The following is a 25,988-nucleotide window of genomic DNA, read 5'->3' on the forward strand; positions in this document are numbered from 1 at the left end:
AAAACCAGGTAGATCAGCAGGCGGCTCAGGGCATACGGGAGGGTCATGAGGTTCCTTCCTTTGCGCTGTTGAAATCAGGTCTCATAGGTTACTCTGCGCTCGAGCACCCGCTGCTGCACCAGCGTGAGCACCAAAATAACCGCAAACACCACCACCGCGATGGCGCTGGCGTAGGAGAAATCGGAGTCGCGGAAGCCCTTGTTGTACATGTACAGGGTGATGGTCAGGGTGTCTTGCAAGACCCCGCCGGTGGGGGTCATGATCAGCACCTGGGTAAAAACCTGAAAAGCTCCGATCAGGCCCAGCGTGGAAAGAAAAAAGGTGGTGGGGGAGAGCAGGGGCCAGGTGATGTAGCGCTGCTGCTGCCACCAGCTTGCGCCGTCGAGCTGGGCGGCCTCGTAGTACTCCTTGGGGATGTTTTGCAGCCCGGCCAGAATGACCACCACCTGGTAGCCCAGCAGGTGCCACAGGCTCATCACCATGATCGCCACAAAAGCCACGCTGGGCCCGGCCCAGAAGCCTTGAAGCTGGATGCCCAGTGGGGCCATAGCCAGGGCAAAGATGCCCTGGGGGGTAGAGAGCCAGTCCAGCCCTGGCGTGCCGAGCACCCAGTTGAGGAAGCCAAACTCGGGGTGATAGATCCAGTCCCATACCGCGGCGGCCGCGGTGAGCGCCGTAATGTAGGGCAGGAAGTAGAGCGTGCGGAAGAAGCCCAGCAGGCGCACCCTTTCGTTGAGCAAAATGGCCACCAGCGTCGCCAGCAGAATCCCCAGGGGAACTGTAAAAATCACGAACCAGAAAGTGTTGCCCATGGCTTTCCAGAACAGGGGATCGCGCGTGAGCAGGATTTCGTAGTTAAGGAGCCCTGCGAACCTGCTCTGGCCGATGAAGTTAAACCGATCCAAAAACGAAAGCCACAGGGCGTACAAGCTGGGGAAGATCTGCCAGACCAAGAGTAGCCCCACTGCAGGCCAGACCAGCAACCACCCCCAGAAGCTGGCCTGTTCGCGCTCGGACATCTGGGGAGCCCAGGCCCAGTAAAGAGCGCCCACCCCAAGCAGGGCCAGCAGCACGGCAGGGGCGGTACTGTACCCCAGTCCGAGCCCCGCCAGCAGGAGGCCCAGCCCCGGCAGTAGGGATGGCTTGTAGGCTCGAACCAACGCCTCGAGGGTCACCCCAAAAAGCAGGATGGTTCCCACCCCATAAGCCCAGGCGGGGAGTAGCTCGAGCGCCACAGCCAGCCGAACCAGGGCCAGCAGCACCGTCATGCCGAGCACCAGGGTGGGACGGTGGCCGAGTGGGGGTTTATTTGTAGACCCACGAAGCGTTCGCACGGCGTAAGTCTATCAAGCCGGGGTTCTGAGGTGGAGTGGAACCAGAAAACCCATCTAGCCCACTACCTCAATGCGGTTGCCACCTGCCTGCTTGGAAAGGTACATGGCCGCATCGGCCCGTGAAACCAGCTGATCCGGGGTATCACCCGGAATGGCGCTGGCTATCCCAAAGCTGGCCGATACGGGGCGTAGAGATTCCAGCGAGTTTTCAGCCAAAAGCTGCCGGAGTCGATGGCATAATTCCTGGGCTTCTTGAAGAGAGGTACTGGGCAGCAGCAGCACAAACTCCTCGCCGCCCCATCTTCCCATGTAGTCACCCTGCCGCAGGTTTTGCCGCATCAACCTGGCCACATGCACCAGCACCTTATCGCCTGTTTCGTGCCCGTATTGGTCATTGACCTTCTTAAAGTGATCTAGATCCAACAGTACCAGCGACAAGGGCTCTTTGGTTTTGTTGTGGTGCTCGAGGGCCCGGTGCATAGCCTCTATGATCGAGCGTCGATTGGCCACGCCGGTCAGGGGATCGGTGTGGGCGAGCTGGTATAGCTGGATGGCTTTAATCTGGGCTTGAAGGGCATGTTCTTTGGCCAGAATCAACAGCCTGAAAAGCACCAGGTAACATAGCTGCGAGATATAAAGTTGCAATACTGCATTTGAGTCTATGGGAGCACCTGCTGTTACTTGGGGAGCCAGTGCCAGGACGCCGGCCACCCCAAAGGCTGTAAAGATTCCCAGTGAGACCCGCCAGGCTGTCCGGGGTTCAAACACAAAATAGGCCAGCACAAATACCATGGCAATCCAAACCGAAGAAGGCCACAGGCTTTCTTCAGCGACGGATAGCAGATTGTAGTAAATATTGAGCACCATCAATAGTGCAGTGCCCCAGAAAATACCACCCTCAACGGCACGGAAAGGTACCCATCTAGGCAACAACAAACCTGCCCAGCAGAGGAGGAGCCATGAGGCTATGACCAGCAGCGAATACTTTTCGTACAAGTTTTCTTGGGCGGGGAGATCCAGTTTAGCCCAGGCAAAAAGGGCCGCGTAAGCTGCCACAGGCAAAAAGAAAAGATATATTTTCGTCCGCACCGCAGCGGTGGAATCTAACCCCTGAGTCGATGCTGGCATAGACTAACAACATTCTCCTGCATTTTGTCTTATAGACAAGCCCATATTCGGGGAGCAATACACTACCAGCCCGACTGCCAAAAAAAGCACCGGCCGGTACTGGCCGATGCTTTTGCTCAGCTGGAAGAGATTTTTTGCTAGTCGTCGGCCGCCTGGCTCGAGGCAGCGGCCTGCTTTTTGCTACCGAACAGCCGCCGGAAGAAGCCCAGGATTGGGTCGTAGTACTCGTCCACCACCCGCTCTTTGAGCGGGATGATGGCGTTATCGGTAATGTGGATGTGCTCGGGGCAGACCTCGGTGCAGCACTTGGTGATGTTGCAGTAGCCGATACCCCCTTCGTTTTTGAGCATATCCAGGCGGTTTTCCACGTCCAGGGGGTGCATCTCGAGGCTGGCGGTGCGTACCAGCAAGCGCGGCCCAATAAAGCCGGTTTTTTCGTCGTGCTCGCGCAGCACGTGGCAAACGTTCTGGCACAGGAAGCACTCGATGCACTTCCTGAATTCCTGCACCCGATCCACGTCCTCCTGGAACATGATCCAGTCGGTGTTGGGGGCTGGGGTGAAGGGCTTGATTTTTTTGTTGGCCTCGTAGTTCCACTTCACATCGGTGGCTAGGTCGCGGATCACCGGGAAGGTTTTCATGGGCCGTACCGTGACCGGCTTGCTGGTGTCGATGGTGTCCAGCCGGGTCATGCACATCAGGGTGGGCTTCCCATTGACCTCGGCCCCGCAGGAGCCACACTTGCCGGCCTTGCAGTTCCAGCGGCAGGCCAGATCGGGGGCCTGTTCGGCCTGGATCTGGTGGATGGCGTCCAGCACCACCATGCCTTCCTGGACTTCGATGGTGTAGTCCTTCAACTCACCACCATTGCGATCCCCACGAAAAATTCTAAAAGTGACGGTCGACATCTCAGGCACCTACCTTGTCACTGAGCTCCTTGAGGTCTTTGGCCTCAGCCACTTTACGCAGCTCCTCCGGCATCTCGGGCAGTGGCTCAGCCACCACCGTAAGGGTTCCATCGCTGCTGCGCCGGATGATGTGGTTGATTTTGGCAAAGGTGGGGTCGGGGTCGGGGTAGTCGAGGCGCGCATGGCCCCCCCGGCTTTCCTTGCGTGCTAGGGCGGCCAGCACCACGGCCTCGGAAATCTCCACCATCAGGCGCATGTCCAGGGCCGTGTGCCAGCCGGGGTTGTAGGCCCGACTGCCCGAGACCGAGGTGTTCCAGGCCCGCTTTTTGAGGTTAGCCAGAATCTCGAGCTGGGCTTTGAGTTCGCTTTCTTCGCGCATAATGCCAGCGTTTTTCTGCATGGTGGCGCGAAGCTCTTTCATGAGTGCAAAGGGGTTCTCGCCCTGGGGGTTGTTGAAGGGTTGCAGGGCCTCGGCGATGTAGGCCCGTACCTGGGCCTCGTCCACCTGGTAGGAGCCGGTCTGCTTGGCCGCATACTCAGCGGCAGCCATACCGGCCCGCCGCCCAAACACCACCAGGTCGGACAGGGAGTTGCCGCCCAGGCGGTTGGCCCCATGGAGTCCCCCCGCCACCTCGCCCGCAGCGTACAGCCCTGGTACGTTGGTGGCCTGGGTGTCCGGGTCGACCCGCACCCCACCCATCACGTAGTGGCAGGTGGGGCCCACCTCCATGGGTTCTTTGGTGATATCCAGGTTGCCCAGCTTCATGAACTGGTGGTACATGCTGGGCAGTTTCTTTTTGATGTAGTCGGCAGGGCGTCGGCTGGCAATGTCGAGGTAAGCACCACCGTGGGGGCTTCCCCGGCCCTCGTTAACCTCCTTGCGGATGGCCCTTGCGACTACGTCGCGGGTTAGCAACTCGGGCGGACGGCGGGCGCTGCGGTCGCCCTGGAGCCAGCGCTCGGCTTCCTCCTCGGTTTCGGCAAACTCGCCTTTGTAGCGCTCGGGCACATTGTCGAACATGAAGCGCCTGCCCTCGCTGTTCTTGAGGACACCCCCTTCGCCCCGCACGCCTTCGGTCACCAGAATACCCATCACGCTGGGCGGCCAGACCATCCCGGTAGGGTGGAACTGGATGAACTCCATATCGATCAGATCGGCGCCCACCATGCTGGCCAGCGAGAAGCCATCGCCGGTGCACTCCCAGGAGTTGGAGGTGATCTGGTAGATGCGGCCCAGCCCGCCTGTAGCCAGCACCACCGCCTTGGCCCGGAAGACCAGGAATTCCCCGGTCTGGCGGTTAAAGCCTAGGGCCCCTACTACCCGGCCGGCATCGGTCAGAAGGCGGTAGACGGTGGTCTCCATGTGGGCATGGATGCCCATCTTTACCGCGTGGTCTTGTAGGGTGCGGATGAGCTCGAGGCCGGTGCGGTCGCCGACGTGGGCCAGCCGGGGGTAGGAGTGCCCCCCAAAGTTGCGCTGGTTGATCCGGCCATCGGGGGTACGGTCGAAGACAGCCCCCCATTGTTCTAGCTCACGCACCCGGTCGGGGGCTTCCTTGGTGTAGTTCTCCACCATCTTCCAGTTGTTGAGCATGCCCCCGCCCTTGAGGGTGTCGCGGAAATGTACTTTCCAGTTGTCCTCCGGGCGTACGTTGCCCATCGCGGCCGCCATGCCCCCCTCGGCCATCACGGTGTGGGCCTTGCCCAGGAGGCTCTTGGTAACCACCCCCACCTTGGCCCCTTGCTCGATGGCCGCGATGGCAGCCCGCAGACCGGCGCCCCCAGCGCCGATAACAAGTACGTCGTAGTCGTGGATTGTATAGGATTCCATATTGGCTCCTTTAGAACAGGCGAATGTCGGTGATGGTGCCCATGGAGCACAGGCGGATGTAGACGTCGGTGAACCACACCGAGAGCATGCTGGTTACCCCCCAGAAGCCGTGGCTCTCGTTGATGCGGGTGATGCGCTGCCACAGGGTATAGCGGGTTTTATGTTTGGACATGCAGTTGAGGCAGCCGCCCGCCAGGTGCCGCCAGGCGTGGCAGGAGAAGGTGTAGTACGAGAGCAGAATCACGTTGCCCAGCATGACCAGGCTGCCCACACCCACCCCGAAGCCGTCCTCGAAGAAAAAGGCCCGGATGGCATCGTACCAGAGGAAAGCCACCACCGGCACCGAGAGATACCAGAAGTAGCGGTGCAGGTTGTTTAGCACAAAGGGGAAGGCCCGCTCACCGCTATAGGCTTTGCGCAACTCGGGCACAGCGCAGGCCGGGGGGTCCCAGAAGAAGGCCCGGTAATAGGCTTTGCGGTAGTAGTAGCAGGTTGCGCGGAAGCCCAGGGGAATCCAGAGCACCAGGAAGGCCGGCGAGATGGCCAGCCAGTCGAGGTCTTTGGCGTGAACGCCGGGTATGGGTATGGAGTAGAACGGCGATAGGTAGGGCCCGAACTCAAAGTGTTGACGGTTCCAGGCTACCCAAAGGGCGTATACCCCAAACAAGCCCAGGCTCAGCACCGTGAAAAGGGGCTCGATCCACCAGGCGTCCTGCCGATCGCTTTGCCGAGATTCTGTACCTGAAACGGGTTTCGTACTCATTTCCTCTAAACTATACCTGTTTGTGCGCAGGTATGGAAACTTCGATGGGCTACATTGAACCCTGGGCAGTACTGGTGTAATTAATAACACTTATTCCAAACAACCTTGGCTCAAGTCGTGGAATTGCCTTTTCAGAAGGAAGATTTCAATGAGGATTGACAGGATATGCCCTCGAGTCCATAATTGTTGGCTGTTAAGACGCCCCTTGGGTGGCCGTCTAACGAGGCGCTGCGGACAAGGCACTTGTGCTTGAAAGCCGCAAGCTTTTGGAGGATACGAGGTTGGAACTGTTTGGTTTTGGCCCGCACCTGATGATCGACGGCTACCATGCAAACGCTGAAAAACTGGCCGATTTCGAGCTTATTCGGCAGGTTCTGGATCAGCTTCCCGAAGAGATGGAGATGACCAAGGTGCTGCCGCCGGTAGTGCAGCGCTACCCGGCGCTTCCAGGTCATGCGGAGGGGATTACGGGGGTGGTGATCATCGCCGAGAGCCACATTGCCATACACACCTTCCCCAGCGAGCGTTTTATTAGCGTGGATATTTTTTCCTGCAAAGAATTCGACCTGGGCAAAGCCCTCAAGCGGGTGGTGGAGCACTTCGAGATTGGACGCTACGAGACCTACCTGATTAACCGGGGCAAGGAGTATCCCAAGGACCTCGAGCTGGCCCGGCAGATAGTGGCCGGGGAGCGGGAGTACGTACAGGCCCGCATCGGTTAGCCGGGTGAAACCCCGGCTAATTTTTTAGCCCGACCAGCCCAGCCGCGCCGAGACTGCATCGGCAGCCTGGCGCACCCGCGCGCCGAGTTCGGGCAGACGCTCGTTGGGAACGCGGGTGGTAGGGGCCGATAGCGACATGGAGGCAACCACCTTGCCCCGGTTGTCGTGGATGGGGGCCGCAATGCAGCGTACCCCGTCTTCCCGCTCTTCATCGTCCAGCACGTAACGGCGCTGGCGGGCTTCCTGCAGGGTTTTCAAGAAGCCTTCCAGGGTGGTGATGGTCTTGGCGGTGTAGGGTTTGAAGGGCCCTGCGCCCACAATCCGGCGAATTTCCGGCTCACTGTGTTCTAAAAGCAGGGCTTTGCCCACCCCGGTGCAGTAGATGGGGGCCCTGGCCCCGATGCGGGTGAACATCCGGATGAGCTGCCGCCCCTCCACCTGAGCGATGTAGATGACCTCGTTGCCGTCCAGAACGGCCAGGTTGACGGTTTCGTTGAGTTCGTCTACCAGTTTCTCCATCTCCGGGGTAGCGGCCTCGATTAGCCCGCCCCGCGTCAGGAAGGCCGAACCTACCTGATAAGCCCGCAGGCCCACCTTCCACAGGCCCCGGGTCTCGTCCCAGTCGGCAAAGCCTCGGCGGCGCAGAGTTTCTAGAAGCCGGTAGGCGGTGCTGGGTGAGAGGTCGGTTTTGCGGGCCAGCTCTGAGAGAGAGAGGGTCTCGGCCTCAGATAGAACCTCCAGCAGGTGCAGGCCGCGCTCGAGTGTCCGTACCTCACCAACCTCGGTCGAACGGCTGCGCCCTGGGCGACGCTTGGTATTCATGGCCGTAGCATAGGGGAGTCGGGGCATTTTTTCAATAAATGGAAAACAATCCCGTAGATTGACAAACTGATTCCACCGAGGCTAGGCTTTGACCTAGCCGCGTGTCCGGCCATTCCACAGGAGACTGCCATGAGCGAGATGCCCAAAGGTGTGCAAATTCTAGGCCCCAAACTCCCTGCCTCCGATACGGTGCTGACCCCTGAGGCCCTGGCTTTTTTGGCCGGACTTCAGCGTGAGTTCAATGCGGTGCGCAAGGGTTTGTTGCAACGTCGCGCCGAAGTAGCCCAGCGCATCCAGGCCGGCGAAAAGCCCGGATTCCTCGAGCACACCCGGTTTGTCCGGGAAGGGGACTGGAAGGTGGCCCCCGCCCCCCCCGACCTCAACGACCGGCGGGTCGAGATTACCGGCCCTACCGAACGCAAAATGATGATTAATGCCCTTAACTCCGGGGCCAAGGTCTTCATGGCCGACTGCGAGGACTCGCTCTCGCCAACCTGGGAAAACGTGGTGCAGGGCCAGCAAAACCTGATGGATGCTGTGCGCCGTACCATTTCCCTGAGCACTCCCGAGAAGGAATACCGACTGAACGAGAAAATTGCCACTCTGGTGGTGCGCCCCAGGGGCTGGCACCTGAACGAACGGCATGTGCTGGTGGATGGCGAACCCATGTCCGGAAGCCTCTTCGACTTCGGGCTTTACTTTTTCCACAACGCCCACGAGCTACTAAAGCGCGGTAGCGGCCCCTACTTCTACCTGCCCAAGCTGGAGAACCACCTCGAGGCCCGCCTCTGGAACGACGTCTTCAAGTTTGCCCAGAGCTATATGGGCATTCCCCAGGGCACCATCCGGGCCACGGTGCTCATCGAGACCATCCTGGCCGCTTTCGAGATGGAGGAAATCCTCTACGAGTTGCGCGAGCACGCCGCCGGCCTCAACGCAGGGCGCTGGGACTACATCTTTAGCTGCATCAAGAAGTTCGCCACCCACGAGGTGCTCTTCCCCGACCGGGCCCAGGTCACCATGACCGTGCCTTTCATGCGGGCCTACACCGAGCTGCTGGTGCGCACCTGCCATAAGCGCGGAGCCCACGCCATTGGGGGGATGTCGGCCTTCATCCCCAGCCGCAAAGACCCCGAGGTGAACGCCAAGGCCATCGAGCAGGTCACCAAAGATAAGGAGCGGGAGTCGGGGGACGGCTTCGACGGCACCTGGGTGGCCCACCCCGACCTGGTGCCGGTAGCCATGGCGGTATTCGATAAGGTGCTGGGTGATAAACCCAACCAGAAAGACCGCCTGCGCGAGGATGTGGACGGCAAGATTAAGGCCGAAGATCTGATTAACTTCGAGGTGCCGGGTGGCAAGATTACCGAGGCGGGGATTCGCAACAACATCAGCGTGGAGTTGCAGTACATGGCGGCCTGGCTGGGCGGAAGCGGCGCGGTAGCCATCTTCAACCTAATGGAAGACGCTGCTACCGCCGAAATTTCCCGCTCACAACTGTGGCAGTGGCTCCGCAAGGGGGCTAGGTTGGACGATGGGCGCACCTTTACCCAGGAGCTATACGCAAAGCTCAAGCAGGAAGAGATGGCTAAACTGGCGGGTCTGAAGAACCTGGAAGAGGCCGCCCAACTCCTGGATGAACTGGTGCTGCAGCCAGAGTTCAAAGAATTCCTGACCCTGCCGGCCTACGAGCGGCTGGGTTGAAAAGTGCCCTACCGCTGGTTCTCCTTCATCTGGGAAGCGCAAGCAAAAGGGCGAAGCTTCCCATGGGGGTGCTGGTGGGTATCTCCACGGGACTTTGGGTGGACGGCCCGAATGTCCACCCAAAACCCGGTAATTGTTGCTGCTCTAGGCGGCTTTAGTCTTCTGCTTTGACTTGGTGCGAGGCTTGACCTGTGCAGGTGCATCCTGGACTCGTTCGGTAGGGCGGATGCGGGCCAGCGGGGTCACGCGCTGGACTTCCAAAACCCGCTTGTAGCGCCTGGTTTTGGTTTCTTGGTCTTCCCAGACCTCGGTCTTGAGCGCACCTTCCAGCAGCACCGGCGAGCCCTTCTTGAGGCTTGCGAACGGTGCGGCCAGCTCGCGCCAGGCTTCCAGCTCAATGTAATGGCTCCTGGCTTGCTTGGCTGAAGCGTCCCAGCTCGAGAAGCCCAGGCTGGCCCTGGCTACCGGGGTCTTGCGCGGGGTCTGGCGGATCTCGGGGTCGGCGGTCAGGCCACCGGACAGGATCACCCGGTTCTCGGCCCCGTAGAGCACCGGGCCCTGTTCTTCCTGCCGCACATCGGCGTTTTCCAGCCTGAAGAGATCCTCGCCCACGATGCGCAGGCGCGAACCTTTTTGTCCATCGGCCTCCCAGGACTCATAGACCAGGTGGCCCATCGCCTGATAGGCTTCTCCAGCTACCAGATGGTTGGCCCAGTGCTCGGCCATCCTGCCATAGAAGGTCAGGTCGGCGCGGGAGAAAATATGCTCGTTGCCAACGGCCCGTTTGCCGATCAGGGTGACCTCGAGCACCGGGGTACCTTTAGGGGTATAGCGAAGGTCGTGTTTGCTCAGAACACCGCTGATGAAGACTAGGTTGGTGGACATGTTTGGCTCTCCTTGTACGTTACGGTCAGATGCTGTGGGTTTGGCGGGTGGATTGTTTGTTGGGCCATAAGAACCTACGCTATGGCCGGTGCAAGCGGCTAGGCCTGGCAGGGGGATGGGGGATTCTCGAGCGTTTTCATCGTTCACGTCCGTTGCGGTCTGCGCCACAAGGGGCACACTGAGTATGAGGTTTGGGGTTTCGGTCGGCTCGTCTTGGGTGCGTTGCGGTCAGTTCTTCAGCTCTTCTACGTTTCGTTCCTTCCCCCGTTTGGTTGTACCAAATCGGATGAACTTAGAGTATAACATAATGCCGGTTTTGTCTAGGGTCTATGAACAATAAAACAAAACCCAATCGAAACGGAATTTTTACAAAACCAAGCCCTGTCCGACACCGGTTTACTGCTGTAATGACGCCTGGATTACGTCAAAAACGTATAGGAGGGTTCTAATGTAGGTGCCGAGCAAGCAGCCCCATAGATAGGCTTTTCGAGTGGCCGGGGGTTATGGTAGACTTTGAAGGCTTGTGTTTTGAACCCTGCTTGGCTGGGGTGGTGTGAGCAGATAAAAAATCCAGAGCTGGCCAATGCTGGCAACGGAAAAGTTTTGGAGGAAGGGAATGGAATACCGCATCAAAGCCCAAATCCGTGGGAACGAAAAACCCATGGCCCTGCGCGACGCCGGCAAGCTGCCGGGGGTGGTCTACAACCGCAGCGAAAACTATAAGGTTACGGTAGACCTCAAGGAGTTCAACAAGGTCTTTATGGCCGCTGGGATCCACCACGTGATCACCCTCGAGCTCGAGAACGGGAAAACCGTGGATACCCTGGTGCGCCAGGTCAACCTGGATAAGCGCCGCCGTCGCCCCGAGCATGTCGACTTCTACGCCCTCTCGGATGAGCCGGTGCAGATGTGGATTCCGGTCAAGATTGTGGGTACGGCGCAGGGTGTACGTGAAGGCGGGGTGCTGCAACTCGTCAACAACGATGTGCAGGTCAAGGTTTCGCCCAAGGCCATTCCGCCCCATATCGAGGTCAACGTAAGCCACCTGCGGATTGGCGATAGCATCCATGCCGACGAGCTGAGCCTGCCGCCGGGTGTAAAGCTGGCCATGAACCCCCGCGACACCATTGTCGCCATCGTGCCACCTGAGGATGCTGAGAAGCTGGAAGCCCAGGCTGCGGCGGCTCCTGCCGAAGTGGAAGTCATCAAGAAGGGCAAGACCGAGGAAGAGAAGTAGCCATCCCTCGGGCGGCCCAGGGGTCGAGAGCCAGAGTGGTCTCTCGACCCTTCCTTTTGGCGCCTTAGGCCCAAATAAAAACCAAACGCTGAATTATGTTTCTGATCGTAGGACAGGGCAACCCCGGCCTGCAATATGCCCGTACCAAACACAACGTGGGGTTCTGGGTGCTGGATCGGCTTAGCTCGGAATTTCGTCCCAAGGGCAATGCACTGATAGCTGAAATAAAGCTTCAGAGGCCATCAGGTGAGTGGGTTTCAGGCCTGCTGGTCAAGCCCACCACCTTTTACAACGCCACCGGCGAGGCCGTAGCCCCGCTGGCCCGCTACTACAAGGTGCCCCCCGAGCGCATCCTGGTGATTCACGACGAGCTGGATCTGCCCCCTGGCCGGCTGCGCTTCAAAGCCGGTGGGAGCAACGCGGGCAACTACGGCCTGGAGTCCATTACCGCCCACCTGGGTACACGGGATTTCCACCGCTTGCGCATTGGTATCGGCAAGCCCCCTTCACCCGAGGCAGGGGCAGGCTGGGTGCTCTCGGGTTTTCATCCCGATTTGGTGCCAGTAATGGACAGGGTGATTGCCGCCGCAGCCGAAGCAGCCAAACTCTGGGCGACCGAAGGCCTCGAGGCCGCCCAGAAAAAATACAACGGTCTCAGACTCGATGTGGCCTAACCGAACCGGCCCGTTACATAGGCCTCGGTGCGGGGGTCGCGCGGCACCGTGAAGATTTCGTTGGTGGGGCCTTCCTCGATGAGCACACCCAGGTGCATGAAGGCGGTGCGGTCGGCGATGCGCGCGGCCTGCTGCATGTTGTGGGTCACAATTACCAGCGAGAAGCGCTTTTTGAGTTCCAGCAAAAGCTCCTCGATGCGTTCGGTGGCGATGGGGTCGAGGGCGCTGGTGGGCTCGTCCAGGAGCAGCAGTGGGGGCTCGGTGGCGATGGCCCGGGCGATGCACAAGCGTTGCTGCTGACCGCCCGAGAGCCTGAGCGCAACCTCGCCAAGCTTGTCTTTGACCTCCTCGTAGAGTGCGGCGCGCTCGAGGGCTTGCTTTACTGCTTGCTCGAGGCCCGCTTTTTGCCCTTGTAAGCGCAGCCCAAAGGCTACGTTCTCGAAGATGCTTTTGGGGAAGGGGTTGGGCTTCTGAAAGACCATGCCGATGTGGCGGCGCACCTCCACCGGGTCAACCTGGGGGTCGTAGATATCAATCCCCTCGTAGATGACCTTGCCCTCGAGGCGTACCCCCGGCACCAGGTCGTTCATGCGGTTGAGGGAGCGTAGCAGGGTAGACTTGCCGCACCCCGAAGGCCCAATGATGGCGGTAATCTTGTTGCGCGGGAAGTTGATGCTTACGTTGTAGAGGGCCTGATGCTTGCCGTAAAAGAGGCTGAGGTTCTGTACCTGTACAACGGCTTCCTCGGCTGGCACCGGCTCGCGCCGAACGGTCTGGTGTCCAATTGCAATCTCTTGAACCATAGTTACCACTCCACCCTAAAGCGCCGCCGTACCCAGAAGGCCAGCGCATACAAACCGGCCAGCGTCAGGAGCAGCACGATGATACCTGCCGCTGCGGTGTTGGCAAACTCACTCAGATTGGCCGAGATCCACAGGTAAATCTGCACCGGTAGCACGGTGTACTCCGACATAGGCCCCTGCGGTACAAAGGCTACATAGGCCGCTGCCCCTACCAGCAGAAGCGGGGCTGCCTCGCCAATGGCCCGGGCCGCAGCCAGAATAACCCCCGTAGCGATGCCGGGAATGGTAGCCGGAATGACCACCCTGGAGATAGTCTGCCACTTGGTGGCTCCCAGCGCATAGGCCGCCAGGCGTACCGAGTCGGGCACGGCCCGCAAAGCCTCGCGGGCCGCGATGGTAATGGTGGGCATGATCAAAAGGGCCATGGTCAGGGCGGCGGCGGCCAGGGTGGGGCCCAGGTTCATCCCGCGCACGAAGACCGCCAGCCCCAGCAGCCCAAAGACGATGCTGGGCACCCCGGCCAGGTTGCGCAGGTTGATCTCGATGAAGCGGGTCAGGGCGTTTTTGGGGGCGTACTCCTCGAGGTAAATAGCCGTACCTACCCCAATGGGAACGCTTAGCAGCAGGGTCATGGTCAGGAGCCACAGGGTGCCGAACAGGGCCACCCGCAGCCCTGCCGAGATGGGGTTGCGCGAGGGGTCGCGGTTAAGAAAGGAATAGTCGAGCCAGGGATTGAGGCGAAGTTGCTGGTTTTCCTGCAAGCCCGCTTTGAGTTCGTTCCAGCGCCGCAGGCCCTCGAGGAGCGAGTAGTTGCTCACGCGTTCGTCGTCAATGCTGCTGACCACCCAGCGCAGCGGCCCGTCCTGGGTTGCCCACATCAGCTCGACCCGGTTGCGGAGTCCAAAGATGCGCATCTCCTCCGGATCGGCCATCAGCCGGTTCACCTCTTCCTCAGGCAGACCCTGGGCCAGAAGCTCGAGGCGGATCACCTGTTCGGCGTTCCAGGCCTGCCCCAGGGGAAAACTCTTCCCGCTGGTCTCGGTGACCTCGACCACCTGCACCGAGATGGTGTCGTATAGGGTGTCCAGAATCAGCACGGCGATCAGGGCCAGCGCCAGCGCGGTGGGTACAATCACCGCACGGGCGAACACCCGGTTGATCCGTTCGCGCCGCAGGTTCTCTGGACTTTTAGAGGACTCCAGCGATAAACCCCGTTGCATTATTCGTACCTCTCGCGGTAGCGCTCGACCACCCGTTGGGCCAGGATGTTGAACGTCAGGGTAAACATAAACAGCGTAGCCCCCACCGAGAAGAGGGCCCTCGAGGCTAGCGAACCGGCAGGCTGGTCGCCGGTGGCCGCCTGCACGATGTAGGAGGTCATGGTGGCGATGGTCTCGCGCGGATCGAGGGTCAGGAGCGGACGTTGTCCCGCGGCGATGGCGGCAATCATAGTCTCGCCCACAGCCCGGCTGGTAGCCAGCAAGATGGCCGCTACAATGCCCGAGATGGCTGCTGGAAAAACCACCCGCGTGACCACCTCAAACTTGGTGGCCCCCAGCGCATAGGCAGCCTCGCGCAGGCTGCGGGGAACCGCCATCATGGCGTCGGAGGCCACGTTGGAGATGTAGGGCAGGATGGCAAACCCCAGTACCAGGCCAGCCGATATGGGGTTAAAAAGGTTAAGACCTGGAATCAGGCTTTGTAGGATGGGGGTCACGAAAAGCAAAGCAAAGTAGCCAAACACCACCGTAGGCACCCCCTCGAGCAGCTCCATAATGCCCTTAACCCGCACGCTTTGCTCGAAAGGGGCATACTCCGAGAGGTAGGCCGCGGTCATCAGGCCCAGGGGAATGGCCACAACGAGGCCGATACCGGTAAACAAAAAGGTTCCGGCCAGCAGCGCCCCAATCCCATAGCGGGGGTCGGCAAAAAGGGGTGTCCACTCGGGGGCGAAGAGAAACTCGGTGAGGGGAACCTGGCGGAAAAACTGAAAAGTCTCGCTGAAAAGTACCACAATCACCGCGGCGGTGGTTAGCACGGAGATAGTGGCCAGGATAAACAAACCTGTCCCAATGAGGCGTTCAGACAGGCTCTTTCCGGGATGTTTGTTGGCCCAGGAATTGGCGTTTTGGGAGGAAGTGCTCATCGCTACGAGAAAATAATACCCTGCCCTCTAAGGAAGAGGGCAGGGGGTAGGGGGTTACTTGGCCTCGGCCTCGAGCTTCTTCATGATCTCGACCAGGGGGGTGCCGGGCTCAATACCGCTGAAAACCGAGCCCTTGACCCGCTTGTCCACCAGCACCTTACCGATGCGGTAGGCCTCGTCGGGGAGCAGCACGTAGCCGGTTTTGCGGATGGCGGTGCGGGCACGGCTGTTGGTCAGGAGGAAGTTGACGAAGTCCTGCAACGAGCGCTTCTCGTTGAGGCTCTTGACGCTAACGTAAATGAACAGGGGCCGCGAAAGGGGCGCGTAGGTGCCGTTGTTGATGGTGGCCTCGGTGGGGGCTACGCAGCCTTTGCCGTTGTCCACCGAAACAGCCTTGAGCTTGCCCCTTTCCTCGACGTAGTAGGCATAGCCGAAGAAGCCCATGGCGTTGATATTGCCCTCGACCCCGCGCACCAGCACGTTGTCATCTTCCGAGGGGAAGTAGTCCTTGCGGATGGCCTTGGCCTTACCGTTAATGGCCTCGGTGAAGTAGTCGAAGGTGCCCGAGTCGGTACCCGCGCCATAAAGCACCAGCGGGCGGTTGGGGAAGCTGGGGCGTACCTGGTTCCAGTTGGTGACCTTGGAGTCGGGCTCCCAGATCCGCTTGAGTTCGGCCACGGTCAGGCACTGGGCCCAGGTGTTCTGGGGATTGACCACCACCGTGAGGCCGTCGAAGGCCACCGGAATCTCGATGAACTCCACCCCGTTTTTACGGCACTCGTCCATCTCGGCTTTGGTGATGGGGCGGCTGGCGTTCTGCAGGTCGGTCTCACCGACGCAGAACTTCTTAAAGCCCCCACCGGTGCCGGAGAAGGCCACAGTGACCCTAACGTCGGGCCGAGCGATGTTGAACTCCTCGGCCACTGCCTGGGTAATGGGATATACCGTTGAGGAGCCGTCGCCGCGGATGGGCTGGGCCAGGGCTAGGCCAGCAAGTCCCAAAAGTGCAGCGGCTGTGATAAATAACCTTTTCATCTTTAACCTCCGGTTGCTTTTGTAGCGGCAGGTATGCTCACTACCAGCCACCCATAGCTTGTCGTTCAGATGTCAGGAGATTGTCAGGAGGAGGGCAAAAAACCCATGAATTTCGAAATTTATACCCCTGCGTACTAAGCTATTTTTGATGCGCTGGAGTGGAGCCGTTTTAGCAGGAGGCAGGTCGAGCCGGTTTGGCCAGGACAAGGCGCTCTACGTATACAAAGGCAAACCCCTCATCGCCTGGGTGCTGGACTCGATGGCCGGGGCCTCCGAGCGTTTGGTTATTGCCAACCGCCCCTACCCAGGGCTCGAGGTCTATCCCGACCTCTGGCGCGGGGGGGATACCCTGTCGGGGTTGCATTCGGCGCTCGCGCACGCCCAGCAAGACTGGGTGGGGGCGGCAGCCTGCGACCAGCCTTTCCTGAGCCAGGGCTTCTGGTCGTTTATGCTCGAGCACACCCGGGCCAATATCCAGGCGGTGGTAGCGGTTTCGGACGATTTTTACGAACCGTTGGGTGCGCTGTACCACAAATCGCTCGAGCCCGAGGTTCTACGCCGCCTCGAGGCGGGCAACCTCAAGATGCAGGCGCTGCTACATGACATTCCCCTGATATCTCTGGATAAGCGGGCGCTCGAGGCCCGCTTTGGTTCTCATTTATTCCTAAACGCCAACCGCCCACAGGATCTTCCCTGAACAGGCATAGGCATCAGCTCAGCATCCTTTTGAGCTCTTCTAACTGGGTTCGCAGGTCGTGTACCTCGGCTTCCAGGGCCTCTAGACGTTGCTCGAGCTCGCTTCTGGCCTCCGTGCGCACAAGGGGGGCTGGCTTTCCGGCCAGCAGATGGGCATAGCGTACCTCGCGTTCGCCGGGCTGGCGCTCGAGGGGGGTCACCAGGGGGTGGGGGGCCAGGTTAATGAGCCCCTGTAGCACCGCCTCCACTTCTTGCAGCGAGGCGAACTTGTGGTTCATGCTCTCGGCCCGGGCCCGCAGCTCGCCCAGGGTTTGGGGGCCACGCAGCATCAGCAGAGCCATCAGGATGGTGGCGGGAGCATCTAACCTGAACTCCCGATCCAGAAACTGCCGGTACTTGGGAGCCCTGGCGTTGTGCTCGCGGAACATCCCGCACAGCCGTTTGCGCTGGAGGGCATCCAGGACCTCGCGAACCTCGGTTTCGCTCAGGTTGGTAACGGGCTGGCGGTTGTTTTTTTGGTTGGCTCCCAGCCGGACGGCGTTCTCGGTCAGGGGGTAGTGGTCGGGGGTGGCGTACTGCTTCTCGATCAGGGTGCCCAGCACCCGAACTTCGGCCTCGCTCAGTAGCTCCATCGGTGAAGATTGTAAGCCAGGTTAGGGCCTTGGCTGGATGACCGATTCTGCTTGAATCCTTCATTGTTACGTGCAGTCGTCAACCGAGGGGAGTAGAAAGGTATTTTTGATAATATTGTTCGGGCTTGTCAAAGTGAACGATACTACCGAAATGCGCATAAAAGAGCACTTTGGAGGTAGTTTGGTGGACAGACCGTCAAATAACCAACCCCTAGGGGTTTTTCTTGCTAGGCTGAAAGTATCCTTCGGAGGTGTCTGGGTCGGGTAGCCTCGAGGGGAGGTGTTTCCGAACCTACACCGCTCAAAGCACACCTTCCGAAGTAAGCTGGGCGGCTCGAGGGGAGCCGCCTTTTTATTTCACTGGTTCGGCTTCAAAGTGCCGGCTAGGGTTGGTGTATTCCTCCTGGGCGGCGACGAGCTGAATTTCGCGGGTGTTCATCTGGTGCGTGAGCAGCAGCAGGCTGTACATAGCCGAGACGGCGTGCTCGAGGCTCTGGGCCACGTTGCCGGTCTTGAGGTAGCGGCCTAGAAACAGGGCGGCAATGGCATCGCCGGTTCCGTTGCGGGGGGGCTCGAGGGGGATGCGGGGGGTGCGCACCAGCCAGGCCCCCTCATCGGCCACAGCAAGGGTTTCGATGATATTTTCAGGGGCTCCCTGGCGCAGCAGGCTGGTTACCACCACGATGCGGGGGCCATCTGGGTGCATCCGGGCTCGAGCCATGCGGGCCGCCTCGAGCGCCTCCGGCAGGGTTTTGCTGGAATGCCCGGTGAGGAGCTCGAGCTCGAACTGGTTGGGGGTGAGGATATCGGCCTGGGGCAGCACCTGGTTTTTGATGATCTCGGGGATTTCTGGGCGCACAAACAGGCCCCGGCCCTCGTCGCCCATCACTGGATCGCAGCAGAACAGTGCGCTGGGGTTGAGCTGTCGTACCTTGCTCAGAGCCGACAGAATCGCCTCGGCAGTATCGCCACTGCCCATGTAGCCCGATAGCACCGCGTCGCACTGGCCCAGCACGCCGCGCTCGGCAATGCCCTCCACGACTGCTGCCAGATGCTCTGGCGGTAGGATCATGCCCTTCCACTGTCCGTAGCCGGTGTGATTGGAGAACTGCACGGTGTGGATGGCCCAGACCTCGAAGCCCATGCGTTGCAGTGGAAACACTGCGGCGGCATTGCCGACATGGCCGTAGCTGACCCAGCTCTGGATTGAGAGAATGTTGCGGGGCGGCTGCATGGGGGAAGTTTATCGCACACCACCCATTACAACGTACCGTGTGTGTCGTTCACAGCGATGGCAATTACTCCCGTGGTGAGGGGTGCGCAGGTACCGAGGCGAACGGGATGTGGGATGTCTTGGACTCACCGATTCTCGAGCACCTCGAGGGCCAGGCGGTAGGTCTGGGCATGGCCAGCAACGGTCACCTGTGGGTCGCGATTGTAGCCGCCGCCCATCACCACCACCAGCGGAAGGTGGGCCTGCTGAACCTTTGCCAGCACCTGCCGATCCCGCTCGGCCAGCCCTTGCAGGCTCAGGCCCAGGCGCCCGAAGCGGTCGTTTTGCAGCACATCCACCCCGGCGTTGTAGAAAACCAGATCTGGCCGGTGAGCGAAGGCCTGTTCCAGTGCAGGCTCCAACGCTTCCAGATACGTTGCATCGTTGGTGGCATCCGCCAACCCTATGTCCAGGTTGCTCTCCTCTTTTTTAAGGGGGTAGTTGCGCTCGGCGTGCACCGAAAGGGTAAAGACGGTGGGGTCGTTCCGAAAAAAAGCCGCTGTGCCATTGCCCTGGTGAGCATCGAGATCCACGATCAGCACCCGGCCATTCCAGCCCTGGGCCCGCAAGTAAGCAATTGCTACAGCTACATCGTTGAACAGGCAGTAGCCCTCGGCCCGCCCCGGATAGGCGTGGTGGGTTCCTCCGGCCAGGTTGAGGCCCAGGCCGGTCTGAAGCGCGTCCAGGGTGGCGGCCAGGGTTCCGCCTGCTGCATGCAAGGCCCGGGTGAGCAGGCTCTGGCTCCAGGGCAGCCCCACCTTGTGCGATTCCTGCCGGCTGAGCCCTTCCAGCCGAAGCTTTTGCAGGTAGTCCGGGGCGTGGGCCAGGGCCAGGGTCTCCCAGGCGATGGCTGGGGCGGGTTGTACGTTCAGCTCATTCTGCAGTGCCTCGGCGACCCCGGCGTACTTGTACTTGGGAAAAGGGTGGTAATCGGGAAGCTCGAGGGTGCAGTGAGCGGTGGAGTAGGCCCGGCGCATCGAGATCAGAATGCCACAAACCCTCGAGGCGCTATGTGGCCTGGGCTTTCAATATCTTTTGCATAACTCGTTGCTACTATGCAGTTGCTTGGCCCTGAGCCACCCCTGCTCAAAAAGGCTCCCATTGGAGCCCCTCAGGGCCAAGCAACCTAACCAAACCGCACATTCGCACCCGTATTTGCCCGACATTACGTCCCCCTGCCAAAGGGGGACTTTATTTTGGGTACAATTTCGAACCTACTCAAAAATCTATCTCGAGCTTGTAGCGCCCACTTTTGCCCTGCTGGTCGAGCTCGAGCTTGAAGCGCTCGGCCCCGCGGCGGTACTCGGCCTCGAGTTGGCTGGCCGGGCCTTTGTACTCGAGGCGGGTGCGCACCCAGCCCCGGCTGGCGAGCCAGTTGTGGAAGAAGGCGTAGACCTGCTCGAGGGAATCGCGGGTCTCGAACTCGGCCTCGCTCGAGCCGCCCCGCTCCTCGCGCTTGAGGGCAACGCTGCCCGGATAGGGCGGCAGGCCCAGCCGGGCATTCAGCACGAAACCGGAGGTCTGGGGTACGGGCCGCACCGGCGGGGGAGGGGCGGGTTCGGGCCGCACGCCCACCACACAGGCCGAAAGCACCAAGGGTAAAAGCCAAAGCAAACCACGCATACCTTAGCTAGCTTAAACCGCTCGGATGAGTAAATTGAGGCATGGAAATGAAGGTCGGCTATAAAAAGCTGCTCGAGCAGGCCCTGGCCGAGATCGAGACCATCCCGGCAGAGGAGGCCAAAGGCTACCTGGGCCACCCCGACTACGTGTTTGTGGACTTGCGGGATATTCGCGAACTCCAGCGCGAGGGCAAGATCCCCGGCGCTTTTCACGCCCCCAGGGGCATGCTGGAGTTCTGGATAGACCCCGAAAGCCCCTACCACAAGCCCATCTTCGCCTCGGGTAAAAAGTTCGTGTTTTACTGCGCGGGGGGCTGGCGCTCGGCCCTGGCAGCCCAGACCGCCCAGCGGATGGGATTGGAGCCGGTCTGCCACATCGAGGGCGGCTTCAAAGCCTGGGCCGAGGCCGGGGGGCCGGTCGAGCGGCTCGAGGGGCCCAAAAATTAAGCCTAACGGAGCGGCCCGGATGCCAACCTTACGAGAGCTTTTTGGACTGTTCGGCCAGACCGCCCCGGCCCTGGAGGTGCGGGGTGTGACCCACGACTCGCGCCTGGTGCAGCCGGGTTTTATCTTCGTGGCGATTCCCGGCGTGCCCCTGCCGAGCCGCAAACCTTTCGATGGGCACGACTACATCCCCCAGGCCATCCAGAACGGGGCGGTGGCGGTGGTGGGGATGCGCGAGCTGCACCTGAACGCGCCCTACCTGCGGGTGGCCGATGCGCGCGCGGCCCTGGCCGATCTGTCGGCGGCCTTCTGGGGGTATCCGGCGCAACGGCTGGAGCTGCTGGGGGTGACCGGCTCCAAGGGCAAAACCACCGTTGCGGTGCTGCTCCATCACCTGCTGCAAAAGGCCCGTCCGCCGGTGGGCAGGCTCTCCACGGTGGGGATCAAAATTGGCGAAGAAGAGCTTTTTTTGCCCGGCCACTTCACCACCCCCGAGGCCCCGCAGGTACAGGAGATGCTGTACCGCTTTGTGCAGGCGGGCTGTCGGCAGGCAGTGCTCGAGGTCAGCAGCCACGCACTGGCGCTGGAGCGGGTGCGGGGGCTGGAATACCGGGTGGGCGTCTTCACCAACCTCTACGAAGACCACCTCGACCTGCACGGGAGCATGGAGAACTACTTTGCTGAGAAAAAGAAGCTCCTGGAGCGCTCGAGGTTCGCCGTTGTGAATAGCGACAACCCCTGGACCCAGACCCTGCGGGGCCGCCCCCAGACCTGGAGCTACGGCCAGCAAGGGGACTGGCGGGCCCAGCACCTGGTGGAAAGCAGTACGGGCCTCGAGTTCGAGGTGGTCTCGCCCATGGGCCGGTTTGCCGTGCAGCTTCCCATGGTGGGCCGCTTCAATGCCGAGAACGCCCTGGCTGCCATGGCCGCTGCTGCGCAGGTGGGCCTCTCGGTGGGGCAAATCCAGGAGGGCCTGGCCAGTTTTCCCGGCGTGCCGGGCCGGATGCAGCTCGTGCAGGCCGCGCCCTTTCGGGTGGTGGTGGACTTTGCCCACACCGGGGCCAGCCTCGAGGCCGCCCTCCAGACCCTGCGCCCCACCACCCAGGGCCGCCTGGTGGTGGTGATCGGGGCCGCTGGGAATCAGGATCCCAGCCGACGCGTGGGCATCGGCCAGGTGGCGGCGCGGCTGGCCGATCTCGCCATCTTTACCGAGGAAGACCACCGCACCGAGCCGCTGGAGGCCATTTTGGAGGCCATGGCCCAGGCCCACGGCGACCCCCGCCGCTACATCCTCATCCCCGATCGGCGCGAGGCCATCCGCTACGCCATCCGGGAAGCCCAGCCGGGCGATACCCTGCTCTTTAGCGGCAAGGGCCACGAGCGGACGCTCGAGCGGGGCACGGAGGCCATCCCCTGGAACGAGGTGGACGAGGTGCGCAAGGCCCTGGCGGCGCAACCGGTAGACTGAGGCCATGCAGCGCGATGATCTGGTTCGCTGGCTGGACGAGTACCTAAAGATACGGGAGTTCAAAGACCCCTCGCTCAACGGCTTGCAGGTGGAAGGCCGGGAAGAGGTGCGCCGGGTGGGGGCCGCGGTGGACGCAGCCCAGGCCATTTTCGACAAAGCCGCCGAGGCTGGGGTGGATTTCCTTATCACTCACCATGGCCTCTTCTGGGGGCAGCCTTTTGCTATTGTGGGCTATCAGAAGAAGCGCCTTGAGCGGCTTTTTTCGGCGGGTATCAGCCTCTACACGGCCCACCTACCCCTCGACGCCCATCCCGAGGTGGGCAACAACGCCGTCCTGGCCCGCGAGCTGGGGCTGCAAAGCCTGGAGCCCTTCCCGCACCCCAAGTACGGCAACATCGGCTACATCGGCCAGTTTGCCGAGCCGGCGCCGCTGGCCCTGGTGGAAGACCGCATCGGCGAGCTGACCGGTATGCAGCCTCTGGTGGTGCGGGCGGGGCTGGACGAGGTGCGCCGGGTGGGCATTGTCTCGGGGGGTGGGGCCGGGGATGTGGGGCTGGCCAAAGCCCTGGGCTGCGACCTTTTCATCACCGGCGAGCCTGCCCACGCCCACTACCACGAGCCCTTCGAGCTGGGCCTGAACGTGATTTACGCCGGCCACTACGACAGCGAGACCTTCGGGGTCAAGGCCCTGGCCGCCCGGCTGGAGCGGGAGTTTGGCCTGCCCTGGGTGTTTATTGAGCATCCGACCGGGCTGTAGCATGAAAGGTCTTTTTATAACTTTTGAAGGCCCCGAGGGGGCGGGCAAGTCGACCCAGGCCCGGCTTCTGGCGGAGTGGCTTCGCGCAAAAGGGCGTGAGGTGGTGCTCACCCGCGAGCCGGGCGGCACCCGGCTGGGTCAGGCCATCCGCGGGCTTTTGTTACATCAGGATCACATGTGCGCCGAGGCCGAGTACCTGCTCTACTCCGCCGACCGCGCCGAGCATATGCAAACCCTGATCCGGCCAGCCCTGCAGCAAGGCCAGGTGGTGCTGTGCGACCGCTGGCTGGACTCCTCCCTGGCCTACCAGGGCTACGGGCGGGGGCTGGACTTGGGCTGGCTGCGGGCCGTGGCCCAGGGGGCGACGCAGGGTATCCGGCCTCACAAGACCTTTCTGCTCGATTTGCCGCCGGAGGTGGGTCTGGAGCGGTTCGAAGGACGCGACCGCCTCGAGCGCGAGCCGCTCGAGTTTCACCGGCGGGTGCGGCAGGGCTACCTCGAGCTGGCCCAGGCCGAACCCGAACGCTTTGTGCTACTGGATGCAACCCAGCCCCTCGAGGCCCTGCAAGCCCAGCTAAGGGCTCATCTGGAAAGCCTGCTCTTGGCCAACCCTTGACCCCGGTCTCATTCATCTTGGGGGCCTTGCGGTAAGGTAAAGGGCGTGGCTCGAGCGTTCCTTGCCCTCTTGGCCCTGCTGGGCCTGGCCCTGGCCCAGCCCTCGGTTCCGGTCTGGGGTTTTCGCATCGTCAACACCTACCCCCACGACCCCCAGGCCTTCACCCAGGGCCTCATCTACCACAACGGTTTTCTGTACGAGGGCACCGGCCTCTACGGCCAGTCCAGCCTGCGCAAAGTGGAGCTCCAGACTGGGCGGGTGCTGCAAAGCCGGCCTTTGCCGCAGAAATACTTTGGCGAGGGCATCACCCTCTTCCAGAACCGCTTCTATCAGCTCACCTGGCAGAACCAGGAGGGCTTTATCTACGACCTGAACTTCAACCCGGTGGGGCGCTTCACCTACCAGACCGAGGGCTGGGGCCTGACCCACGACGGCCAGCGCCTGATTATGTCGGACGGCTCGGCCCAGCTATTCTTCCTCAACCCCCGCACCCTCCGGCCCGAGCGCACCCTTACGGTGCGAGCCGGGGGGCAGCCGGTAACCCGGCTGAACGAGCTCGAGTACATCCAGGGCCGCATCTGGGCCAATGTCTGGCAGACCAGCCGCATCGCCGTTATTAATCCCCAAAGCGGCAACGTGGAGGCCTGGCTCGACCTGGGCGGGCTTGCGCTCCTGGCCCAGGCCCGTAACCCCAACCCCGACGCCGTGCTCAACGGTATCGCCTACGACAGCCAGAACCGGCGCATCTTCGTCACCGGCAAGCTCTGGCCCTTCTTGTTCGAGATTGCAGTGGTAAGCAACCCATGAACGGCTCTGGACGCCTGCGTGGCTATGGTCTGGGGCTCATTGCCCTGGTGGTGGCGTTGTCCACCACGGGCTACTTTTGGGCTGGTCAGATTCTGAGCCGTCCGCAAGAGCGGCGCATCCCGCCCATGTCCAGCGCGGTGGTGAGCATTGCGAGTCCCAAAGGGACGGTGGAACTGCCAGTGTACACGCGCGCCAACCCCCGGGCGCTCGACCTCCTGGCCCGAAAAGCCCATCAGGGCACGCTGTATAGCTTTTTGCAGCCTCGCGACGATGGCTGGACGGGGCTGGGTCTGGAAAAGCCTGTCTCGGCGGCCTTTTTGGATAGCCGCGGCACCATTCTGGCGATTCTGGACATCGAGCCCTGCCCCACGCCCCCCCCAGGCAAAGGCTGCCGCAGCTATGCGCCGGGGGTGGTCTACCGGCAGGTGCTCGAGGTGGGGCGGGGTTGGTTTGCGCTGAACCAGGTGGGGCCCGGTGCTACGGTTCGTGTGCGAACGCTCGAGGCCACCCCCAACGGCCAGTAGGCGTCTACCGTGCGGGCTGCGCCGGCTGGGCCTGCTGCAGGCTGCGCAGGTCAAGCAGGAAGTTGCCGGTGGTGGGCACCATGATGGTCTGGATGTTGGGGGCCAGCTTCTCGGCCACCGTGAGCTGGATGACCTGGGGGCTTTGCCGCAGGGCCTCGCCGCGCAGGCGGATGGCCTGGGCCTCGCCCTCGGCCCGCAGAATGGCGGCGTCGCGCTCGCCCTTGGCCTGTACCACGGCCCGCTGAGCGGCGATCTCGGCCTGCTGGCGGCGGTTGATCTCCACCTGCACCTGCTGCTCGGCGGTTTGCTTCTCCTCGATCACCTTGGCCACCGAGGGCGGAATGTCAATCCGGCGCAACAGCACCGAGATCAGTTCGATGTGTTGTGCGCCAAGGTCCTCGCGCAGCTCCTTGGTTACGGCGGCCTCGAGCTGGGTTCGCTGGGTGCTGATGAGTTCGGCGGCGTTGAACAAACCCACCGCGTCGCGCACCTTGCTGCGAATCTGGGGCACGATCAGGGTCTCGAGGTAGTTCGGCCCCAGGTTGCGGTGAAGCTGGGGGGCCTCCTCGCGCTTGATGCGGTACTGCACGGTGACGTCTACTCCAATGTCCAGCCCCTCCTTGCTGCGGGCGGTAATGGCGTCCTCGCCGGGGGTGCTGGTACCTGCGGGGGCCGGCCCCTTGGCCAGGGTTACTTCCTTCAGGCGGGCATCGTAAAGGATGACGTTTTGAATGCCCGGTATCACGATGCGGAAGCCTTCCCCCAGGGGGGCGGGCTGCACGCCGCCAAACACGTTGAACACCACCCCCACATGGCCTGCCGGAACCACCACAAAGCTCTGGGAGATGGCCGCTATAGCCAGCCCAACGAGCAGGAGCGGCGCACCCAGCGCCCGCCGCCCCCCGGGCTGCGCAAGCAGGACGATGCCCAGGATAGCCACCACGATGCCTAAGAGCAGGAACATACACACCTCGCTTTTCTCAGCATACGACCCCAGTATGGTGGATAAAGGGCTGCTTAGGATAGAGGCAAAGGCCAAAGCCCGGGTGCCCTACCCCTAAGGGCCCCGTGGGAAGCGAAAGTGAGTTTTCGAACAGGAAAATCTTGTTTGTGGCGACGGGTTATTAGAAGAAGCCCGGCCACAAAGGGGCCAGGGC

Annotated in this window: 27 protein-coding genes; 11 read left to right on the plus strand and 16 right to left on the minus strand. The window is 61.5% G+C overall.

Annotated elements, in window-relative coordinates:
• Positions 1-74 precede the first annotated feature (74 nt).
• The 5 genes from Q0X18_RS01810 to Q0X18_RS01830 all read right to left on the minus strand — a co-directional run bounded on the left by Q0X18_RS01810 (position 75) and on the right by Q0X18_RS01830 (position 5,964).
• Positions 75-1,268, minus strand: a complete 1,194-nt coding sequence (locus tag Q0X18_RS01810) for a carbohydrate ABC transporter permease (protein WP_297562913.1) — start codon at positions 1,266-1,268, stop codon at positions 75-77.
• Between the two features lie 120 nt (positions 1,269-1,388).
• Entirely contained in the window at positions 1,389-2,462 is a 1,074-nt protein-coding gene (locus Q0X18_RS01815) for a GGDEF domain-containing protein (protein ID WP_297557756.1), read from the minus strand.
• Between the two features lie 137 nt (positions 2,463-2,599).
• Positions 2,600-3,370: a succinate dehydrogenase/fumarate reductase iron-sulfur subunit gene (locus tag Q0X18_RS01820; RefSeq protein WP_297557759.1), complete on the minus strand. Its 771-nt coding sequence runs from the start codon at positions 3,368-3,370 to the stop codon at positions 2,600-2,602.
• Between the two features lies 1 nt (position 3,371).
• Positions 3,372-5,201: a fumarate reductase/succinate dehydrogenase flavoprotein subunit gene (locus tag Q0X18_RS01825; protein WP_297557761.1), complete on the minus strand. Its 1,830-nt coding sequence runs from the start codon at positions 5,199-5,201 to the stop codon at positions 3,372-3,374.
• 10 nt (positions 5,202-5,211) lie between these two features.
• Positions 5,212-5,964: a succinate dehydrogenase gene (locus tag Q0X18_RS01830; protein WP_297557763.1), complete on the minus strand. Its 753-nt coding sequence runs from the start codon at positions 5,962-5,964 to the stop codon at positions 5,212-5,214.
• A gap of 281 nt (positions 5,965-6,245) precedes the next feature.
• Here Q0X18_RS01830 and speD point away from each other — a divergent pair, with 281 nt between their 5' ends.
• Entirely contained in the window at positions 6,246-6,686 is a 441-nt protein-coding gene (speD, locus tag Q0X18_RS01835) for an adenosylmethionine decarboxylase (protein WP_297557765.1), read from the plus strand.
• Between the two features lie 24 nt (positions 6,687-6,710).
• Here speD and Q0X18_RS01840 read toward each other — a convergent pair whose 3' ends face one another.
• The gene (locus Q0X18_RS01840) at positions 6,711-7,508 is read right to left on the minus strand and encodes an IclR family transcriptional regulator (protein ID WP_297557769.1); all 798 of its coding nucleotides are present in this window, start codon (positions 7,506-7,508) and stop codon (positions 6,711-6,713) included.
• A 129-nt stretch (positions 7,509-7,637) separates the two neighbouring features.
• Between Q0X18_RS01840 and aceB the strand changes: the two genes are divergently transcribed.
• On the plus strand, positions 7,638-9,212 hold the full coding sequence (gene aceB, locus Q0X18_RS01845; RefSeq protein WP_297557771.1) for a malate synthase A: 1,575 nt from the start codon (positions 7,638-7,640) through the stop codon (positions 9,210-9,212).
• 144 nt (positions 9,213-9,356) lie between these two features.
• On the opposite strand, the gene Q0X18_RS01850 is transcribed toward aceB, so the two are convergent.
• Positions 9,357-10,097, minus strand: a complete 741-nt coding sequence (locus tag Q0X18_RS01850; protein ID WP_297557776.1) for a single-stranded DNA-binding protein — start codon at positions 10,095-10,097, stop codon at positions 9,357-9,359.
• 616 nt (positions 10,098-10,713) lie between these two features.
• Between Q0X18_RS01850 and Q0X18_RS01855 the strand changes: the two genes are divergently transcribed.
• Complete coding sequence (locus tag Q0X18_RS01855) at positions 10,714-11,334, plus strand: 50S ribosomal protein L25 (RefSeq protein WP_297557779.1); 621 nt, start codon at positions 10,714-10,716, stop codon at positions 11,332-11,334.
• A 95-nt stretch (positions 11,335-11,429) separates the two neighbouring features.
• Positions 11,430-12,008, plus strand: coding sequence for an aminoacyl-tRNA hydrolase (gene pth / locus Q0X18_RS01860; protein ID WP_297557782.1), 579 nt, complete (start codon positions 11,430-11,432; stop codon positions 12,006-12,008).
• Here the strand turns inward: pth and pstB are convergent.
• The 4 genes from pstB to Q0X18_RS01880 are packed head-to-tail and all read right to left on the minus strand — an operon-like array spanning position 12,005 to position 15,992.
• Entirely contained in the window at positions 12,005-12,811 is an 807-nt protein-coding gene (pstB, locus tag Q0X18_RS01865; protein WP_297557785.1) for a phosphate ABC transporter ATP-binding protein PstB, read from the minus strand. The two genes, pth and pstB, sit on opposite strands and share 4 nt — an antisense overlap.
• Before the next feature lie 2 nt (positions 12,812-12,813).
• Entirely contained in the window at positions 12,814-14,031 is a 1,218-nt protein-coding gene (gene pstA, locus Q0X18_RS01870; RefSeq protein WP_297557788.1) for a phosphate ABC transporter permease PstA, read from the minus strand.
• Positions 14,031-14,957 carry a phosphate ABC transporter permease subunit PstC gene (gene pstC, locus Q0X18_RS01875; protein ID WP_297557790.1) on the minus strand — a complete coding sequence of 309 codons (927 nt, stop codon included), beginning with the start codon at positions 14,955-14,957 and terminating at the stop codon, positions 14,031-14,033. Before pstC ends, pstA begins: the two co-directional genes overlap by 1 nt.
• A 54-nt stretch (positions 14,958-15,011) precedes the next feature.
• Complete coding sequence (locus Q0X18_RS01880; RefSeq protein ID WP_297557793.1) at positions 15,012-15,992, minus strand: PstS family phosphate ABC transporter substrate-binding protein; 981 nt, start codon at positions 15,990-15,992, stop codon at positions 15,012-15,014.
• Positions 15,993-16,140: 148 nt separating this feature from the next.
• On the opposite strand from Q0X18_RS01880, the gene Q0X18_RS01885 reads away from it, so the two are divergent.
• Positions 16,141-16,689 carry a molybdenum cofactor guanylyltransferase gene (locus Q0X18_RS01885; RefSeq protein ID WP_297557795.1) on the plus strand — a complete coding sequence of 183 codons (549 nt, stop codon included), beginning with the start codon at positions 16,141-16,143 and terminating at the stop codon, positions 16,687-16,689.
• Between the two features lie 13 nt (positions 16,690-16,702).
• Here Q0X18_RS01885 and Q0X18_RS01890 read toward each other — a convergent pair whose 3' ends face one another.
• From Q0X18_RS01890 to Q0X18_RS01905, 4 genes are all read right to left on the minus strand, one after another.
• A complete protein-coding gene (locus Q0X18_RS01890) occupies positions 16,703-17,320 on the minus strand; it encodes a YceH family protein (protein ID WP_297557797.1) in 618 nt (205 codons plus the stop codon).
• Between the two features lie 352 nt (positions 17,321-17,672).
• Positions 17,673-18,554, minus strand: a complete 882-nt coding sequence (pdxY, locus tag Q0X18_RS01895) for a pyridoxal kinase PdxY (RefSeq protein WP_297557799.1) — start codon at positions 18,552-18,554, stop codon at positions 17,673-17,675.
• A 125-nt stretch (positions 18,555-18,679) separates the two neighbouring features.
• A complete protein-coding gene (locus Q0X18_RS01900; protein WP_297557802.1) occupies positions 18,680-19,570 on the minus strand; it encodes a histone deacetylase in 891 nt (296 codons plus the stop codon).
• A 241-nt stretch (positions 19,571-19,811) separates the two neighbouring features.
• Positions 19,812-20,216: a hypothetical protein gene (locus Q0X18_RS01905; protein WP_297557805.1), complete on the minus strand. Its 405-nt coding sequence runs from the start codon at positions 20,214-20,216 to the stop codon at positions 19,812-19,814.
• A 41-nt stretch (positions 20,217-20,257) separates the two neighbouring features.
• Here Q0X18_RS01905 and Q0X18_RS01910 point away from each other — a divergent pair, with 41 nt between their 5' ends.
• Genes Q0X18_RS01910 through Q0X18_RS01935 form a run of 6 tightly spaced genes read left to right on the plus strand, consistent with a single transcriptional unit; the run spans position 20,258 to position 24,831 of the window.
• The gene (locus Q0X18_RS01910; protein ID WP_297557808.1) at positions 20,258-20,662 is read left to right on the plus strand and encodes a rhodanese-like domain-containing protein; all 405 of its coding nucleotides are present in this window, start codon (positions 20,258-20,260) and stop codon (positions 20,660-20,662) included.
• A 19-nt stretch (positions 20,663-20,681) separates the two neighbouring features.
• Positions 20,682-22,127, plus strand: coding sequence for a UDP-N-acetylmuramoyl-L-alanyl-D-glutamate--2,6-diaminopimelate ligase (locus Q0X18_RS01915; protein WP_297557810.1), 1,446 nt, complete (start codon positions 20,682-20,684; stop codon positions 22,125-22,127).
• A gap of 4 nt (positions 22,128-22,131) precedes the next feature.
• Positions 22,132-22,884: a Nif3-like dinuclear metal center hexameric protein gene (locus Q0X18_RS01920; RefSeq protein ID WP_297557813.1), complete on the plus strand. Its 753-nt coding sequence runs from the start codon at positions 22,132-22,134 to the stop codon at positions 22,882-22,884.
• A gap of 1 nt (position 22,885) precedes the next feature.
• Positions 22,886-23,500: a dTMP kinase gene (tmk, locus tag Q0X18_RS01925; RefSeq protein WP_297557815.1), complete on the plus strand. Its 615-nt coding sequence runs from the start codon at positions 22,886-22,888 to the stop codon at positions 23,498-23,500.
• Positions 23,501-23,545: 45 nt separating this feature from the next.
• Entirely contained in the window at positions 23,546-24,307 is a 762-nt protein-coding gene (locus Q0X18_RS01930; protein WP_297557818.1) for a glutaminyl-peptide cyclotransferase, read from the plus strand.
• Positions 24,304-24,831 (plus strand): DUF192 domain-containing protein, encoded by a 528-nt coding sequence (locus Q0X18_RS01935; protein ID WP_297557820.1) that lies wholly within the window; start codon positions 24,304-24,306, stop codon positions 24,829-24,831. The genes Q0X18_RS01930 and Q0X18_RS01935 overlap by 4 nt, the downstream gene beginning before the upstream one ends.
• A 4-nt stretch (positions 24,832-24,835) precedes the next feature.
• Here the strand turns inward: Q0X18_RS01935 and Q0X18_RS01940 are convergent, their stop codons facing one another.
• Positions 24,836-25,795 (minus strand): prohibitin family protein, encoded by a 960-nt coding sequence (locus tag Q0X18_RS01940; RefSeq protein WP_297557822.1) that lies wholly within the window; start codon positions 25,793-25,795, stop codon positions 24,836-24,838.
• Positions 25,796-25,988: the final 193 nt, after the last annotated feature.

This window comes from Meiothermus sp., assembly GCF_026004075.1.
Taxonomy (GTDB): domain Bacteria; phylum Deinococcota; class Deinococci; order Deinococcales; family Thermaceae; genus Meiothermus.